Source organism: Enterobacter sp. 148H3, assembly GCF_034107425.1.
GTDB lineage: Bacteria > Pseudomonadota > Gammaproteobacteria > Enterobacterales > Enterobacteriaceae > Enterobacter > Enterobacter vonholyi.
This window is the reverse complement of sequence record NZ_JAWNEI010000012.1, coordinates 1-17,822: the sequence shown is the minus strand read 5'-3', so window position 1 is coordinate 17,822 and position 17,822 is coordinate 1. Positions and strand designations below refer to the sequence as shown.

Here is a 17,822-nt window from a genome sequence, read left to right as displayed (position 1 = left end):
AGAATGAACCTCTCTGGTGTAATATCACGGGTAATCACCTGCTATATGGTCAAAAAAGGAACCAAAAAGGATGCTTTTTACCCTTAAGAAATACATTGGAGGGATGATGCTTCCCCTTCCGCTGCTGCTCATCATCATCGCGCTGGGGCTGGCGCTGGTGTGGTTCAGTCGCTTTCAGAAAAGTGGCAAAACGCTTATCACGCTCGGCTGGTTAGTCTTGCTGCTGTTAAGCCTGCAACCGGTCGCGGATGGTCTGCTACGCCCCATAGAAAACAAGTACCCGACATGGCAGGGAAAGCAGAAAGTGGCGTACATCGTGGTGCTGGGCGGCGGATATACCTGGGATCCTGACTGGGCCCCCAGTTCAAACCTGATCAACAACAGCCTGCCGCGGCTGAACGAAGGTATTCGCCTCTGGCTGGCGAATCCGGGATCAAGAATGATCTTCACCGGCGCGGCGGCCAAAACGAACCCGGTGAGCACGGCTGAAGCGGGCGCCAGGGTCGCGGAATCGCTCGGCGTACCGCGTTCTTCAATAATCACTCTCGACAGCCCAAAAGATACCGAAGAAGAGGCTGCCGCTGTGAAGCAGGCGATTGGCGATGCCCCGTTCTTACTGGTGACCTCCGCCTCACACCTGCCGCGCGCGATGATTTTCTTTGAGAAGCAAGGCCTGCACCCGCTTCCCGCGCCGGCAAACCAGATGGCCGTCGACGCGCCGCTCAACCCGTGGGAGCGGGCTATCCCCTCCCCGGCGTGGCTGATGCATAGCGACCGCGTCGGCTATGAGACGCTTGGACGCCTCTGGCAGTGGCTGAAAGGATCGTCAGGCGAGCCAGGGCAACAGTGATTTTGTTGCCAGATCGAAGTTTGCGCGATTAAAACGTCCGGTGTTCACCAGTTGCGCGACTTCGTCCCAGAGCAGGTAGAGCCAGCGCCGCCAGAGAAATGCTTCCGCAACAGGGGCGCGCTGAAGGTAATGCCACAGTAAACCTTCCGCCGCCCCGCTGTCGCTGAGCCTGAAGAGCTCATATTCGCGCGGAGCCCAGAGCATGATCCCCGGCCCGAGCATCGCCAGAAGCTGATCGCTGCGGGCATCTTTGAGCATGCTGCGCAGGGTGAAATTACCGTGGATCAAAACGCAGTTGTCATTAAAACCGTCGAACAATGCCGGTAGGCACTCGCGGGTGCGAAACAGAATGCGTTTGTCCTGCATGGTTAAACCGGTATTGTTGAACTGGTTAAGCGTCCCCCAGAGCACTTCCACCCGCTGGCGGTACCACTGCGGCCACAGGTTTTCCTGAGTGCTGTCGACCGGACCGACAAGTCCGCGGCTATCCTGACGGTGCCAGGCCAGCAGCGCCTCGACAATCTGGTCTTTTAACTGCTCCCAACGTTCCGGCGTGCGCGCAGGCGCTTCAACGGACACACCGCGTAAACGCTCAATCAGCAGCACGTCCGGGCCGGGGTGTTCCTCGTGGGTCATTACGCCGTACACCGTCGGCATACGGACGGTCCCCTCCCGCGCCAGCATCGACATTTTCCATGCAAGCTGCCTGGCAACTCCCGGCGAGGTGAAACTTCTGGCCATCAGCGGCATTGGGTTGCCCTGACTGTCATACAATGACCAAAGCGCGGTATCGGCCTTTTCACTCACGCATTCGACCCGGCTTAATTTCTCACCCAGCAGATGGCTAAGTTCGGCACGCAGCTGTTCCATATGAGATTACCCCCATTAAGACTACTGCTTTTATAATGAGCGTCCTTAATGAAGTTGTCACCCGGAAGAGATCTATCAGGAAAAAGAAAGTGAAAAATAAAGCGGAGAGTGCATCCCTCACTGAGGAGAGATGCCGGTAAGATTAACGCAATTCGGCTCGAACGCGCTCAAGATCTTCAGGGGTGTCTACGCCCGTGCCGGGAACTTCCTCAGCAACGGCAACGTGAATTTTCTCGCCATACCAGAGCACGCGAAGCTGTTCCAGCATTTCGATATGCTCCAGCGGGCTCGGCGCCCAGGCCACATAGCGACGAATAAAGCCGGCGCGATAGCCGTAGATCCCTATATGGCGCAGGAAAGTATCACCAATGGTCTCTTTAGAAAGCGCAAAGCGATCGCGATCCCACGGAATCGTAGCTCGGGAGAAATAGAGCGCATAGCCTTCAGCATCCATGACCACCTTCACCGCATTCGGATTGAATGCCTCTTCAGCGTGGTGAATGGGTACCGCCAGCGTGGCCATTCCGACCTGACGCTGCGCCAGGTTTTCTGCCACCTGACGGATAATCACCGCCGGGATCATCGGCTCGTCACCCTGCACGTTTACGATGACCGTATCATCACTGAAACTACATTTCTCAACCACTTCCGCCAGACGTTCGGTGCCGGACTGGTGATCGGCGCGGGTCATGCATACCTCACCGCCTGCTGCCTCAACCGCACGGGCAACGTCAGGATGATCGGTTGCAACAATCACGCGGTCGGCACCGGATTCCCTTGCACGCTCAAGGACATGCACAATCATCGGCTTGCCGTTGATATCCACCAGCGGTTTACCCGGCAGACGCGTTGAGGCATAACGCGCAGGGATAATGACAACAAAACTCATGGTTTGCTCTCTTCTGCTACCAGGGAACGGGCTTCATTTTCCAGCAGTACCGGAATGCCGTCACGCAGCGGGAAAGCCAGGCTGTCGAGCTTGCAAATGAGCTCCTGTTTGTCCTGGCTGTAGTAGAGTTTGCCGTTGCAAACCGGGCAGGCAATAATTTCAAGTAAACGGTGATCCATAGTTCCTCCGTATGGGTAATCGCTAAAGCTTAACACATTCCCTTTTCAGGGAGTGCCTGTTTCCCAGCCACTTCGACAGGATGTAAACAGCCGGTCGGGTACCCGGCCCAGCGTCACGTCGCGGGCACCCTGCCAGCGCGCGAATTCGCTAATGGCGGACGTTAACCCTTTTTCCAGGCTCGCCGTCACCCTGACGCCCTCTTCCAGATAAAGCGCAATGATTTCAAGCGTGCCGGTCTTGCGGTGCATTTTGGCATCCATTCGCCCGACCAGTTGCCCCTTGTGCAGCAGCGGTAAAACAAAATAGCCGTACTGGCGCTTTGGAGCCGGGGTATAACATTCCAGCCTGTAGCTGAAATCAAAGAGCTGCTCGGCGCGTTTTCTGTCCCAGACGACCGGGTCGAAAGGCGACAGCACCGCACTGTGGGTTGCCTGAAGTTTCCCCTCCAGGGCCTGAGGCAGTAGCGGGAGGAGATCCGCATGCAGCCACATTTCGCCCAGCGTTTCCACCGTGACGGGAATGATGCGCTGTTCGCTTTGCCACATGTCCAGCAAAGGTTTCAGCGGAGGCTGGCGGAGGCGGTAATAGTCTGCCAGCCATTGGGTGCGGAAAATCCCCAGGCTGCGGGCGCTGTTCTCCAGCATGATGGCCTCAGCCGCCTCCTGGGTAAGCAGGTCACGCTCGTCGTCCCAGTGCGGCATCACGCGAGGCGTAAGATCGTAGACGCGCTGAAAATTACGCCGCTCAATCACCATCACTTTGCCAGAGGTAAACAGCCCTTCGAGATGACGTTTATGCGGCTTCCACTCCCACCAGCCGCTGGTGCCTTTGCGCGGGTGTTCAAAATCGGCGGAACGTACGGGACCGTTTTCCTGAATATGCGCGATGAGCTGCTCAATTTCAGCCGCATGTTCCTGCATCCACGCCTGTCGGTATTTCCAGCCCATCTTTTCCGGCGCGAGCATGCGGTGACGAACCAGGGCAAAATCGCTGCGGGGCAGAAAGCAGGCTTCGTGCGCCCAGTACTCCATCAACTCCCCCTTGCTTAGCGCTTCATCCAGCCACTGCGAAGGATAATTCCCCAGTCGACTAAACAGGACCAGGTAAGGGCTACGGGCCACAATGTTAATGGTGTCGATTTGAAGCAGCGACATGCGCTGGACGGTAGAGAGAATATCGGCAGGCTGTGCGCGGCGGCGGGGCTTTTTGAGCAGCCCCTGCGCGGCAAGGTGTAAATGACGTGCGGCTGAAAGCGAGAGTTGCGGTAATGACATGCGTTTTCCTGTCAGTCTAAGCGCCACCGGAACCGCGTAAGCCTTTACTGCACCAACGCAATCAGTTCCTGGAGCAAGTGTTCCGGCTGCTCGCCGCTGAGTTCAGCGTCAACCGGCAGATACCACCAGTTATCTTTCGCAAAGGCACGGCATTTTACCGCATCTTTTTCGGTCATGATCAGCGACTGTCCGGGCACAGTCAGGGCGTCAACCTGCCCTTCCACCAGCGCCTGGTGGTCGGCCAGCGGAACGCGTTTTTCAAGCCGGGCACCACACTGCTCCAGCGTCGCGAAGAAGCGCGGGGGATGACCAATTCCCGCCATCGCCACAGGTGAAGGTAGCTCAGCAACCGACCGGCGTTCACCCGTCGCCAGGTTGACCGCCAGACCCGGCTGCAGGTGCATCGGGATTTCACCCGATTTTGCCTCTCCACCGTTCACAATCACCGCATCAACGGACTTCAGTCGCGAAGCACGTTCACGCATAGGGCCGGCAGGCAGCCACCAGCCGTTACCAAAACGGCGAACACCGTCGATGACCACGATCTCTTTATCACGCGCCAGGGCATAGTGCTGCAAGCCATCGTCAGTGATGATGATTTGTACCGCCTGTTCGGCAAGCAGTGCCTGAACGGCGTCGCTGCGCACCGGAGAGACCGCAACCGGCGCGCCGGTACGCTGGAAAATCAATACCGGTTCATCACCCGCTTCGGCTGTCGTGGTTTCCGCCGTCAGCAGCAGCGGATAACGCGCCGCTTTGCCACCATATCCGCGCGATACCACCCCTGGGCGGATGCCGCGTTTTTGCAATTGCTCCACCAGCCAGATCACCACCGGCGTTTTACCGTTGCCCCCTGCCGTAAGATTACCGACAACCACAACCGGCACCGGCGCGCGCCAGGCACGCTTCAGCCCCAGACGGTAAAGCAGACGGATAATGCCGCTCACCAGGCCGTATAGCCAGGAGAGCGGCAAAAGCAGCAGCCACAGCGGGTTCTCACCGGACCAGATACGTGCAATCATTCGCCAAACTGCATCTTATGAAGCTGGGCGTAAACGCCGCGGTGCTCCAGCAGGTCAGCATGGCTTCCGCGTTCAACAATGATGCCGTCCTCAACCACGACGATTTCGTCAGCCTGCTCGATAGTCGACAGACGGTGTGCAATCACCAGCGAGGTACGATTCTTTTGCAGCTCATCCAGCGCAGACTGAATAGCACGTTCTGATTCCGTATCCAGCGCAGAGGTCGCTTCGTCCAGAATCAGAATCGGGCTATCGCGCAACAGCGCACGCGCAATGGCGATACGCTGACGCTGACCGCCGGAGAGCAGTACCCCGTTTTCACCGATTATCGTATCCAGGCCGTTATCCATCTTATTGATAAAGTCCATTGCGTAGGCCATACGCGCGGCGTTCTCAATCTGCTCGCGGCTGTACTCATCAGTGCGCGCGTAAGCGATGTTGTTGGCGACCGTATCGTTAAACAGATGCACGTTCTGAGAAACCAGAGCAACCTGGTTACGCAGCGACTGAAGGGTATACTCCCGCAGGTCATGCCCGTCTAACAGGATCTCACCTTCGTTAATATCGTAAAAACGGGTGATCAGACTGGCAATGGTCGATTTACCCGAGCCAGAACGGCCTACCAGAGCCACGGTTTTACCCGCCGGAATGGACAGGTTGATATTACGCAGGGCCGGCGTTTCGCGGCCAGGGTAGGTAAAGGTCACATTGCGAAACTCAACGTCGCCGTTTGCACGCTCAATGACGCGCTTACCTTCATCTTTTTCCTGCTCGGAATCCAGAATGCTGAACAGGGTCTGACAGGCCGCCATCCCACGCTGGAACTGGGCGTTGACGTTTGTCAGGGATTTCAGCGGACGCATCAGGGCGATCATTGAGGAGAAGACCACGGTGATGGTACCTGCAGTCAGCGTCTCCATTACGCTTGGGAAGCTTGCCGCATACAGGACGAATGCCAGCGCCAGTGAAGCAATCAGCTGAATAATCGGGTCAGAGATGGAAGAGGCTGAGACCATTTTCATCCCCTGAAGACGCATTTTGTTGCTGACTTTATCAAAGCGTTTTGTTTCGACTTCCTGACCGCCGAAGATCAACACTTCCTTATGCCCTTTCAGCATCTGTTCCGCGCTAGTGGTCACCTGCCCCATCGTGTTCTGCATATTCTTACTAATATTGCGGAAGCGCTTTGAGACGACGCGGATGGCAATAGAAACTACCGGCGCCAGAACGATAAGGATGAGCGACAGTTGCCAGCTGTAATAGAACATCATCACGAACAGGCCGATGATTGACGCACCCTCACGCACAACGGTGATCAGTGCGCTTGAGGACGAGGAGGCAACCTGCTCGGAGTCGTAGGTAATACGCGATAGCAGCGTCCCGGTAGACTGCTTGTCAAAGAACGAGACCGGCATGCCCATCATATGGCTGAACAGGCGACGGCGCATGGTCATCACCACTTTCCCGGATACCCAGGAAATGCAGTAGCTGGAGATGTAGCTGGTGATACCGCGTAAGATCATCAGTCCGATAACCACCAGAGGCATCCATAGCAGCACTGAGCGATCCGTTTTACCAAAACCGTCGTCCAGTAACGGTTTGAGAAGCGATAGCATAAAAGTATCGCTGGCTGCGTTGAGGATTAACGCTACTCCCGCCACGATCAGGCCTGTTTTAAAGGGCGCAATCATCGGCCAGAGACGGCGGAAGGTTTGCCACGTGGAGAGATCTTTGTCGTTATGCATTCAAAAAACCAGCATTCGTTGAAATAGCCGCATATTCTACCCGTTATCGACGGGCGCGCCAAACCACTGATGATACCAAACGGGTAAAAATTGCTCTCGCAAGCGCCGGATTTGCCAGTGATGTTGCGAGAATGTCACCGATATTTGTCCAGAATGAGGGGTATCGTGCCAGATATACCCCTCTTTTCGATAGCGTCGGACAACTTTTGCTGACGGGAATCGCCATGCGTTATAGCGGGCCGCTGAATCCAGGGCGATTTTACCTTCCACGCGCTGTACCAGCGGCAAGGAAGAAGAAGTAATGCTGCCATGATGGGGCACCTGTATGAGGGTAGAGGTCAGATAACGCCAGTAATGGCTAAGCATAGCCTGTTCCGCCTGCGCTTCAATGTCTCCTGTTAGCAGAACACTCTGCTCACCGTCGTCGATTTTTACCACGCAGGAATGGTTGTTTCCCTGAGCCGGATAATTTTCAGGGGGCCAGTGTACGGTGAAGGAGAGCCCCTGCCATCTCCATCTCTGCCCACGAAAACAGGGGTGATGCCCCGCCTGGCGCAATGGGCTTCTTACCCACAGGTCAGGCCACGCTTTTTGCAACGATGCGAGACCTCCCGCATGGTCGAGGTGCTCATGACTGAGAATAACGCCTTCAGGCCGCAGGTGATGCCAGCGAAGCCACGGGATTATTAACCGCTGTCCGCTGTCCCCGCCCGGCCAGGCGAGCCCGGTATCATAGAGAATGGCTTTCCTCTGCCGTTCAATGACTATTGCCAGCCCCTGCCCCACATCCAGCATATGCAAAGTCCAGCTCTCGCTTTTTTCCATTCTCCAGAGAGGAAATGTCAGTAAGACACTTCCTGCAAAACAAACGGCGGGAAGGGTTTTCCAGGCACGAAAACGCCAGCCAATGATGATAAGCCAGGGCAGTAGTGTCATGTACTGCCAGCGTTGATCTACACTCTGCCAGCCATCAGGCAGGCGCATGAGGAGCCAGAATAGCCCTGCAAGTGACTTATCGGCTGCAAACCAGACAACGCTTTCCAGTGCTTCCAGCGGCAGCAGATGAAGCAGCATGCCGAGCAGGATCAGCGGTACGGAGACAAACGTCACCAGAGGAACGGCAAAGAGATTCGCGACCAGTGAGGTGAAGCTGAAGCCATGGAAAATCAGAACCTGTAATGGCATCAGCAGCATCAGCATACCGACCTGCAGATAGAGCAGGTTCAGCAGCGGCCGTATACGTCGAGCCCGTTGCCAGTCTGGAAGAGGCAGCCACTGAAACCAGAAAATCAGCGCGGCGACGGCAAATGCAGACAGGGCAAGACTCTGCGAAAGTACGGCTAAGGGATCGCTTATCAGGATCGCTGCGATACAGCATCCCCATACCTGCCAGGGAGACCATTGGCGGGCAGCGATCCGCAACATTGCAAGCACAGAAAGCGCGATGACCGTACGTAGCGCAGGAGGTTGCAGACCCGTAAGCCAGGCATAGAAGGCGGCAAAGCATAACCCAGCCAGGAGAGGCATTTGCCAGTGGACCCGATGGCTGGGTAATAAAAACTGGAGTCCACGTGCAAGTAACCAGACGAGAGAGGCTGCCAGCGCGATATGCAGGCCCGAAATCGCCATCAAATGCAGCGTACCGGTTTCACGCATCAGGTCTTTTATTTCCCGGGGAACATCCAGACGTTCACCCATCCCAAGTCCGAGGATAACCGCACCCCAGCGGTAAGCAGAAAGTCGGTTTTGCAGTGACATCAGGTATTGCGCTCGCAGGCTGCAGCGCCCATCGACGAGTTCAGCACGGGTGAAGCGCCCACTCAGCGTTTGATGTTGGGCAAAGGCGCTGCGCTGAGAATCATAACCGCCGTCGTTCAGTTCGCCATGGGCAGGCCTGAGCCTGAGCGTCATGGTCCAGCGCTGACCGGCACACGCTTTCTGTGGCAGATAGTTGCCATACAGCGTTACGCCGGTTGAAGCCCACCAGCGCTTGCCATCAATGCTGCGAATGTTTCCCTGATGCAGAGTAGCGCCGTCGGTCGATGTGAGCTCTACCTCAGCCTGCACGGCCCCCGTGGTTAAATGCTGCATCGGCCAGACGCTCTCCTGCGCGGCTAGAATGCCCCACGCACAAAATAACAGCGTAATACCAGCATACTTCACTCGATGGTTTTGCCATGCAGCAAGCACTATCCCGCCAGCCACCATGACCCACACGGTGTAAGGTGATGGCAGTTCAGGTAACCAGAGTAACGGGGCTATCGCCAGAATGGCGCAGATACTAAGCGTGGGAATTCCCATTGCTACCTCCCTGTTTCAGAGCGGCAGTATGTATGCAAGCAGTGCGAAATGTCAGATGAGAAGAATGCGTTTTACAGCGCGCGCTGTGTTGTTTTTATCGGCTTACAGAAAACGAAACTGAAAATGCGGGACATCTTCAGAATAAAAGCGACAGACACAAAAAAAGCACCCGCAGGTGCTTTCTTTCGAACCCAGTTTAACCGGCTGGCTAAACTCAGTTACCGTAAATATTGGCGCGATCGCGCAGTTCTTTACCCGGCTTAAAGTGTGGAACGTACTTACCTTCCAGCTCGACTTTATCGCCAGTTTTCGGGTTACGCCCGGTACGTGGAGCACGATAGTGCAGAGAAAAACTACCGAAACCGCGGATTTCAATGCGCTCGCCCTGGGCAAGAGTGGAGGCCATATGCTCCAGCATCTCTTTTACGGCATCTTCCACTGCCTTGGCAGGGATATGCGGTTGCTGACTGGCAAGTCTTTCAATCAATTCTGACTTGGTCATGATTCCTCCGGTTCCTTTCAAACCAATTAGCTGAACAGCTCATTAAACAAGGGCGGCCGTAGCCGCCCTTTGTTATTGATTACAGGACGAATCCTGCAATCTGTCAAGTTTGCTCCTCATCCTTCACGCTGTAAATGCGTTACAGCGCAAATGATGCTGAGAACCTGATATTACTCGCCTTTAGCTGCTTTGAAAGCTTCAGCCATTGCGTTGTTAGAGAAGTTTGCATCTTCCTGTTTGTTAACAGTTGCGATTGCATCTTTCTCATCAGCTTCGTCTTTAGCACGAACAGACAGGCTGATTGCACGGTTCTTACGGTCAACACCGGTGAACTTAGCTTCAACGTCGTCGCCTACGTTCAGAACCAGAGTGGCATCTTCAACGCGGTCACGGGAAGCTTCAGAAGCGCGCAGGTAACCCTCAACGCCGTCAGCCAGTTCTACGGTTGCGCCTTTAGCGTCAACAGCAGTTACTTTACCGTTTACGATTGCGCCTTTCTTGTTCAGTGCAACCCAGTTGTTGAACGGATCTTCTGCGAGCTGTTTAACACCCAGGGAGATACGCTCACGCTCTGCGTCAACCTGCAGAACAACTGCAGCGATTTCGTCGCCTTTTTTGTATTCACGAACTGCTTCTTCGCCTGCAACGTTCCAGGAGATGTCAGACAGGTGAACCAGGCCATCGATGCCGCCGTCCAGGCCGATGAAGATACCGAAGTCAGTGATAGACTTGATTTTACCTTCAACACGGTCGCCCTTGTTGTGGGTTTCCGCGAACTGCTGCCATGGGTTGTTTTTGCACTGTTTCAGGCCCAGGGAGATACGACGACGTTCTTCGTCGATATCCAGAACCATTACTTCCACTACATCACCAACGTTAACAACTTTGGATGGGTGGATGTTTTTGTTGGTCCAGTCCATTTCGGAAACGTGCACCAGACCTTCAACGCCTTCTTCGATTTCAACGAAGCAGCCGTAGTCAGTCAGGTTGGTTACGCGACCAGTCAGTTTAGTACCTTCTGGGTAACGCTTAGCGATAGCTACCCATGGATCTTCGCCCAGCTGTTTCAGGCCGAGGGAAACACGAGTACGCTCGCGGTCGAACTTCAGCACTTTAACAGTGATTTCGTCGCCCACGTTCACGATTTCGCTTGGGTGCTTAACGCGTTTCCACGCCATGTCGGTGATGTGCAGCAGGCCATCAACGCCGCCCAGGTCAACGAATGCGCCGTAGTCAGTGAGGTTCTTAACGATACCTTTGACTTCCATGCCTTCCTGCAGGTTTTCCAGCAGCTGATCGCGTTCTGCGCTGTTTTCAGATTCGATAACGGCACGACGGGAAACAACAACGTTGTTACGCTTCTGGTCCAGCTTGATTACTTTGAACTCAAGCTCTTTGCCTTCCAGGTGCAGGGTGTCACGGACTGGACGAACGTCTACCAGAGAACCTGGCAGGAACGCACGAATACCATTCAGCTCAACAGTGAAGCCACCTTTAACTTTGCCGTTGATAACACCGACCACAGTTTCAGCTTCTTCGTAAGCTTTTTCCAGCGTGATCCAAGCTTCGTGACGTTTCGCTTTCTCACGAGAAAGCAGGGTTTCACCGAAGCCGTCTTCTACTGCGTCCAGAGCAACGTCAACTTCGTCGCCAACCTGGATTTCCAGCTCGCCCTGGGCGTTTTTGAACTGCTCTGCCGGAATGGCGGACTCAGATTTCAGACCGGCGTCAACCAGTACTACGTCTTTGTCGATAGCAACAACAACACCGCGAACGATGGAACCCGGGCGGGTTTCGATTTCTTTTAAGGATTCTTCAAACAGTTGAGCAAAAGATTCAGTCATGTTTAATCTTCAGGTTAATATTAACGTCCACCTGGCTCCGTGCCGGATGGGGTTGTTTCACATACCCGCCGTCAATCCATTGCAGCGGGGGTACTGCTAAATCGGTCGCGATTACGCGAGTGCCAGTTTTTGGCGCGCATATTGTAGCGCTTTTTCAATCACTTGCTCAATAGTTAAACTGGTTGAATCCAGAACTAATGCATCTTCTGCTGGAACAAGTGGAGCGACGGCGCGGTTACGATCGCGGTCATCGCGCTCTTTTATCTCGGATAAAAGGCGATCAAAGTTAACACTAAACCCCTTTTCCTGCAACTGAAGCATGCGGCGCTGAGCGCGTTCTTCTGAAGAGGCGTCAAGGAAAATTTTCACAGGTGCATCAGGGAATACCACGGTTCCCATATCGCGTCCGTCCGCGATCAAACCCGGGGCTTCACGAAACGCGCGCTGACGACGTAACAACGCCTCACGAACGCGCGGGAAGGCCGCTACCTGAGAGGCCGCATTCGCCACTTCCTGAGTACGGATTTCCCCGCTCACGTCTTCCCCTTCAAGGATCACTTCCAGGTTGCCATCGGTCGACACGAAACGCACATCAAGATGCGCGGCCAGCGGAACCAGCGCTTCTTCTGACGCCACGTCCACGTGATGATGTAGCGCAGCCAGAGCCAGCACGCGATAGATTGCTCCCGAATCTAAAAGATGCCATTGCAATGCTTCCGCCATCGCTTTGCACAGAGTCCCTTTCCCTGCGCCACTCGGCCCATCAATGGTGATTACCGGGGCAATTGCCGTCATCTTTTTCTCCTTAAATAAGGCATACCGTTTACATGAACGCCGCGCATTATACGCGTCAACGTGCGCAACTGTTACCTTTGCGTGCAAATTACGGATTGATTGAAGCAGAGTGTAGAAGAAATGAACGGAAGTGTTCGTCAGGAAGCGTAAGGAAATGCCGCATCAGGCGATGCGGCAAGGTGTTATCAGGCCAGCGTGCTAATGCGTGCCAGCTGTTCGAAGTAGTCCGGGAACGTTTTCGCCGTACATTTCGGGTCAAGGATGGTCACAGGCGTGTCTGACAACGCCACCAGCGAGAAGCACATCGCCATACGGTGATCGTTGTAGGTTCCGATCTCGGCAACCTGCAGTTTTGCAGGAGGCGTGATGCGAATGTAGTCTTCGCCCTCTTCCACCTCAGCGCCGACCTTACGCAGCTCAGTCGCCATCGCGAACAGACGGTCAGTCTCTTTTACGCGCCAGTTGTAGATATTACGCAGCGTGGTGGTGCCTTTTGCAAACAGCGCCGCAGTGGCAATGGTCATCGCCGCATCCGGAATATGGTTCATGTCCATGTCGATGGCCTTCAGATCGCCATGGGTACAGGCGATGAAGTCATCACCCCAGGTCACAACCGCGCCCATTTTTTCCAGCACGTCCGCAAAACGGATGTCGCCCTGCACGCTATTGCGACCAATACCGGTGACCTTCACGGTACCGCCTTTGATCGCGCCCGCAGCCAGGAAGTAAGAAGCCGACGAAGCGTCGCCTTCAACCAGATAGCTGCCCGGAGACTGGTACTGCTGTGCCCCACGCACCACGAAGCGCTGATAAGACTGGTTTTCCACCTCGACACCGAAGGTTTTCATCAGGTGCAGGGTGATATCAATATAAGGTTTGGAGACCAGCTCGCCTTTAATCGTAATAACCGTATCCTGCGGTGCCAGCGGCGCGGTCATCAGCAGTGCCGTCAGGAACTGGCTGGAGACGCTGCCGTCAACCTCGACGTGACCGCCGTTAAAACCACCGCGCAGACGCAGTGGCGGATAGTTTTCCTGCTCCAGATACTCAACCTGCGCGCCGCCCTGACGCAGGGCATCCACCAGATGACCAATCGGACGCTCTTTCATGCGAGGTTCGCCGGTCAGCACAATGTTGTTGCGCCCAAGACACAGGGCCGCCGCCAGCGGACGCATCGCGGTACCCGCATTGCCCAGAAACAGCTCAAGCTCTTCATCCGTCTGCAGCGCGCCGCCGCTGCCAGTCACTTCGCAGCGGGTACGATCGTCGGAGAGAATGTAATGAACACCCAACGCTTTCAGCGCATTGAGCATATGGCGTACGTCATCGCTGTCCAGCAGGTTTGTAAGGACGGTGGTGCCGTTTGCCAGTGCTGCCAGCAGCAGAGCGCGGTTCGAGACACTTTTTGAACCAGGCAGATTAATGGTGCCATCTACCCGCGCGATAGGTTGTAACGTCAGGGATTCCATGAAAACTTAACTCTCAACTCAACATAATAAAAACCCCGCAGCAGGGCTACGGGGGTGAAAACAGCGCTATTAACCGTGGCGACGTTCGAAGTCGATCATGAAATCCGTCAGAGCTTTAACGCCTTCCAGCGGCATCGCGTTATAGATGGAGGCACGCATGCCGCCAACGACACGGTGACCTTTGAGCGCATGCAGGCCTGCCGCGAAGGACTCTTCCAGGAACACTTTATCCAGGCTGCTGTCCGCCAGTTGGAACGGCACGTTCATGCGGGAACGGTTAGCTTTCGCCACATCGTTGCGATAGAAATCGCTTTTGTCGATCACGCCATACAGCAGTTCAGCTTTCTGCTGATTCACCTTGTCCATCTGCGCCACGCCGCCGTTTTGCTTCAGCCATTTGAAGACCAGGCCGGAAAGGTACCAGGCAAACGTCGGTGGGGTGTTGAACATAGAATCGTTGTCGTTCAGCACGGTGTAATCAAGAATCGACGGGCAGGATGTATGTGCTTTACCCAGCAGGTCTTCACGCACGACGACGATAGTCAAACCGGCCGGACCGATATTTTTCTGCGCGCCCGCATAGATAACGCCGTAGCGGCTGACATCAATTGGCGCAGACAGAATGGTGGAGGAGAAGTCGGCGGCAACCACGACATCGCTGCCGAAGTTTGGCGTCTCGTCGATGGCAATCCCGTCAATGGTTTCGTTCGGGCAGTAGTGCAGATAGGCTGCGTTATCAGAAAGCTGCCACTCGCTCATTGGCTTCACGGCGCGCAGGCCATCAACGGTCACTTTGGCGTCGATAACATTCGGCGTGCAGTATTTATGCGCTTCTTTAACGGCGCTCGCAGCCCAGTAGCCCGCATCAACGTAGTCAGCCGTCGTTTTGTCACCGAGGATATTCAGCGGAACGCCTGCAAACTGGCCGCGTCCACCGCCGTGGCAGAACAATACTTTGTAGTTCGAGGGAATATTCAGCAGATCGCGAAAATCCTTTTCTGCCTCTTCGGCCACCTGAATAAACTCTTTACCACGGTGGCTGATTTCCATCACCGACGTACCGAGACCGTTCCAGTCACAGAGTTCCTGTTGAGCCTGTTTAAGCACGTCTGCCGGTAACATTGCCGGACCTGAACTGAAATTAAAGACTTGAGCCATTTCCCCTCACCACGCTAAAAGCCATAAGTTATAACTGTGGATATCGGTTTTATCATTCAGTGACACGCGCCGCAATGTCTAAAACTTATGACCCGTGAAATGTGCCCCGCGTCACACAAAACAATCTGCCGCCTCGCCATGACAAAACCGACAAAATGGCTGTCAGGTGATGCGTTTGGCCCGGCTAACCTTCGTCCATTCCGGATTTGCACAGCGGGGGCATAATTGACGATCCCCCGGCTGCATCGCGAGCACATGGCTACATCTCACGCAGGCATACTCGCCTGACTCAGGTACGGTTCTGAAACGCTCGATCAGCATATCCGGCAGGATACACAGTCCCGGCTTCACCTCGTCGTCAGAATAGTAATAGACGCTGATCTGCCCGTTGGTTTCCATGATCGCCAGACGCACCTGCCCGAGCTGTTCAACGCTATTCAGTCGTAGCTCCATAAAGAACTCGAACTCGGTCATATTGGCGCTTTGTACATTTTCCCAGGCCAACTGCCCGTCCTCGACGATAACGACCGGCTTCCCCTCAAGCAGATCTTCCAGCTTTTCGCTTTTCGACATCAGCCACATGACAAGGCGATAAAGAAGCGCCAGTGAAACAAAAACGATAAACACCGGCACCATCGGCACATCGTCATAGAAGGCGACATCCCCCGCCGCTGAACCCAGCGTCAGGATGATCAACACCTCAAAGAGCGACATCTGCCGTACGCCGCGACGGCCGGTGATTTTAAGAAACAGGAAGACAAGTACGAAGGTATACAGGCTGCGCAGCGCCACTTCGCCAAGAAATTCAGGAGGAACTTTATCAAACGCCATCCGCTGGAGATCAAATGCTTTCATTTTTCTATGCCTTAACAGTCAGTTACTGCCACTAAGCATAGCCCAGCCATTTATTTTCGCCGAAGATAGCACCCGTCACGCAAAACCCGTATCATTGCGCGCTTTACGTACGATAAAAGTGAACGCCATGACTCAAACGTTTATCCCCGGCAAAGATGCCGCTCTGGAAGATTCCATCGCTCGCTTCCAGCAGAAACTGACCGACCTGGGTTTTAACATCGAAGAAGCCTCCTGGCTCAATCCGGTGCCTCACGTCTGGTCCGTGCATATTCGCGATAAAGACTGTGCCCTGTGCTTTACCAACGGTAAAGGCGCGACAAAAAAAGCGGCACTGGCCTCTGCGCTGGGTGAGTATTTTGAGCGTCTGTCCACCAACTATTTCTTCGCTGACTTCTGGCTGGGCGAGACTATCGCTAACGGCCCGTTCGTTCACTATCCAAATGAAAAATGGTTCCCGCTGACCGAAGACGACGAACTGCCGGAAGGTATTCTCGACTCACGCCTGCGTGCCTTCTACGATCCAGACAACGAACTGACCGCCAGCATGTTGATCGATCTGCAGTCTGGCAATGAAGACCGTGGGATCTGCGCCCTGCCGTTTACCCGCCAGTCTGACGAGCAGACCGTCTATATCCCGATGAACATCGTCGGCAACCTGTATGTGTCCAACGGCATGTCCGCCGGGAACACCCGCAATGAAGCGCGCGTGCAGGGTCTGTCCGAAGTCTTTGAACGCCACATTAAAAACCGCATCATCGCCGAATCCATTAGCCTGCCTGAAATTCCGGCCGACGTGCTGGCGCGCTACCCGGGCGTAGTGGAGTCCATCGCTAAGCTGGAAGCAGAAGGTTTCCCAATCTTTGCCTATGACGGCTCGCTGGGCGGCAAGTACCCGGTTATCTGCGTCGTGCTGTTCAACCCGACAAACGGCACCTGTTTCGCCTCCTTTGGCGCGCACCCTGACTTCGGCGTGGCGCTGGAACGCACCGTCACCGAGCTGCTGCAGGGCCGTAGCCTGAAAGATCTCGACGTATTCACCCCGCCAACGTTTGACGATGAAGAGGTGGCTGAACATACCAACCTCGAAACCCACTTCATTGACTCCAGCGGTTTGATCTCCTGGGATATGTTCAAACAGGACGCAGACTATCCGTTCGTGGACTGGAGCTTTGCCGGTACAACCGAAGAAGAGTTCGCTACGCTGATGGCGATTTTCAAAGCCGAAGACCAGGACGTCTATATCGCCGACTACGAGCACCTGGGCGTCTATGCATGCCGCATTATTGTTCCCGGCATGTCCGACATCTACCCTGCAGAAGATCTGTGGCTGGCGAATAACAGCATGGGTGCACATCTGCGCGAAACGCTGCTGGCTCTTCCGGGCAGCGAGTGGGAGAAAGAAGATTATCTGAACCTGATCGCCCAACTGGACGAGGAAGGCCACGACGACTTCACCCGCGTACGCGAACTGCTGGGTCTCGCGACCGGTAAAGATAACGGCTGGTATACCCTGCGTATCGGTGAACTGAAAGCGATGCTGGCCCTGGCGGGTGGCGACCTAGATCAGGCCCTGGCCTGGACCGAGTGGACCATGGAATTCAACCAGTCGGTCTTCTCTGCTGAGCGCACCAACTATTACCGTTGCCTGCAAACCCTGCTCCTGCTGGCACAGGAAGAGGATCGCGAGCCGCTGCAATACCTGAATGCTTTCGTGCGCATGTACGGTGCTGAGGCTGTAGAAGCAGCCAGCGCGGCCCTGAGCGGTGAAGCGCCGTTCTATGGCCTGCAGGCTGTTGATAGCGATCTGAAAGCCTTCCCGGCGCACCAGTCGCTGCTGAAGGCCTACGAAAAACTGCAGAAAGCAAAAGCCGCTTACTGGTCAAAATAAGCGCACATAACATTACCAGCAGTAGGCGTATTCAATCGTCTGGGCTATATTACGGGGCAATTTCATTGCCCCGTTTTTTATTTTCTTCGGCAATGACTGTTGATTGTAATAATAAAGTTAAACATGGGTAAATATAATAATATTTACCTGGGCTTTACTGTTACTTTTTATGGTAAATAC

15 protein-coding genes are annotated in these 17,822 nt (G+C 54.8%); 2 read left to right on the top strand and 13 right to left on the bottom strand.

Features of this window, described 5'->3' with window-relative positions:
- The first annotated feature begins 70 nt into the window (after nt 1–70).
- Nucleotides 71–850, top strand: coding sequence for an envelope biogenesis factor ElyC (gene elyC, locus USH94_RS17065; RefSeq protein ID WP_063408037.1), 780 nt, complete (start codon nt 71–73; stop codon nt 848–850).
- On the opposite strand, the gene USH94_RS17060 is transcribed toward elyC, so the two are convergent.
- From USH94_RS17060 to USH94_RS17000, 13 genes are all read right to left on the bottom strand, one after another.
- Nucleotides 827–1,720: a YcbJ family phosphotransferase gene (locus USH94_RS17060; RefSeq protein WP_111964561.1), complete on the bottom strand. Its 894-nt coding sequence runs from the start codon at nt 1,718–1,720 to the stop codon at nt 827–829. The two genes, elyC and USH94_RS17060, sit on opposite strands and share 24 nt — an antisense overlap.
- A gap of 142 nt (nt 1,721–1,862) precedes the next feature.
- Nucleotides 1,863–2,609, bottom strand: coding sequence for a 3-deoxy-manno-octulosonate cytidylyltransferase (gene kdsB / locus USH94_RS17055; RefSeq protein WP_111964562.1), 747 nt, complete (start codon nt 2,607–2,609; stop codon nt 1,863–1,865).
- Nucleotides 2,606–2,788 (bottom strand): protein YcaR, encoded by a 183-nt coding sequence (gene ycaR, locus USH94_RS17050; protein ID WP_006174474.1) that lies wholly within the window; start codon nt 2,786–2,788, stop codon nt 2,606–2,608. The genes kdsB and ycaR overlap by 4 nt, the downstream gene beginning before the upstream one ends.
- A gap of 45 nt (nt 2,789–2,833) precedes the next feature.
- Nucleotides 2,834–4,063 carry a winged helix-turn-helix domain-containing protein gene (locus USH94_RS17045; RefSeq protein WP_111964563.1) on the bottom strand — a complete coding sequence of 410 codons (1,230 nt, stop codon included), beginning with the start codon at nt 4,061–4,063 and terminating at the stop codon, nt 2,834–2,836.
- A gap of 44 nt (nt 4,064–4,107) precedes the next feature.
- On the bottom strand, nt 4,108–5,085 hold the full coding sequence (lpxK, locus tag USH94_RS17040; RefSeq protein ID WP_111964564.1) for a tetraacyldisaccharide 4'-kinase: 978 nt from the start codon (nt 5,083–5,085) through the stop codon (nt 4,108–4,110).
- The gene (msbA, locus tag USH94_RS17035) at nt 5,082–6,830 is read right to left on the bottom strand and encodes a lipid A ABC transporter ATP-binding protein/permease MsbA (RefSeq protein WP_111964565.1); all 1,749 of its coding nucleotides are present in this window, start codon (nt 6,828–6,830) and stop codon (nt 5,082–5,084) included. The genes lpxK and msbA overlap by 4 nt, the downstream gene beginning before the upstream one ends.
- A gap of 36 nt (nt 6,831–6,866) precedes the next feature.
- Nucleotides 6,867–9,131 (bottom strand): ComEC family protein, encoded by a 2,265-nt coding sequence (locus tag USH94_RS17030; protein ID WP_111964566.1) that lies wholly within the window; start codon nt 9,129–9,131, stop codon nt 6,867–6,869.
- Between the two features lie 214 nt (nt 9,132–9,345).
- Nucleotides 9,346–9,633, bottom strand: a complete 288-nt coding sequence (ihfB, locus tag USH94_RS17025) for an integration host factor subunit beta (RefSeq protein ID WP_008499965.1) — start codon at nt 9,631–9,633, stop codon at nt 9,346–9,348.
- 170 nt (nt 9,634–9,803) lie between these two features.
- On the bottom strand, nt 9,804–11,477 hold the full coding sequence (gene rpsA / locus USH94_RS17020; protein WP_008499966.1) for a 30S ribosomal protein S1: 1,674 nt from the start codon (nt 11,475–11,477) through the stop codon (nt 9,804–9,806).
- Nucleotides 11,478–11,588: 111 nt separating this feature from the next.
- Nucleotides 11,589–12,272 carry a (d)CMP kinase gene (gene cmk, locus USH94_RS17015; protein ID WP_024907794.1) on the bottom strand — a complete coding sequence of 228 codons (684 nt, stop codon included), beginning with the start codon at nt 12,270–12,272 and terminating at the stop codon, nt 11,589–11,591.
- 185 nt (nt 12,273–12,457) lie between these two features.
- Nucleotides 12,458–13,741 (bottom strand): 3-phosphoshikimate 1-carboxyvinyltransferase, encoded by a 1,284-nt coding sequence (aroA, locus tag USH94_RS17010; RefSeq protein ID WP_111964567.1) that lies wholly within the window; start codon nt 13,739–13,741, stop codon nt 12,458–12,460.
- A 69-nt stretch (nt 13,742–13,810) separates the two neighbouring features.
- Nucleotides 13,811–14,899, bottom strand: a complete 1,089-nt coding sequence (gene serC, locus USH94_RS17005) for a 3-phosphoserine/phosphohydroxythreonine transaminase (RefSeq protein WP_111964568.1) — start codon at nt 14,897–14,899, stop codon at nt 13,811–13,813.
- A gap of 162 nt (nt 14,900–15,061) precedes the next feature.
- Nucleotides 15,062–15,754, bottom strand: coding sequence for a DUF421 domain-containing protein (locus USH94_RS17000; RefSeq protein ID WP_111964569.1), 693 nt, complete (start codon nt 15,752–15,754; stop codon nt 15,062–15,064).
- A 127-nt stretch (nt 15,755–15,881) separates the two neighbouring features.
- Here USH94_RS17000 and ycaO point away from each other — a divergent pair, with 127 nt between their 5' ends.
- Entirely contained in the window at nt 15,882–17,642 is a 1,761-nt protein-coding gene (ycaO, locus tag USH94_RS16995; RefSeq protein WP_111964570.1) for a 30S ribosomal protein S12 methylthiotransferase accessory factor YcaO, read from the top strand.
- Nucleotides 17,643–17,822: the final 180 nt, after the last annotated feature.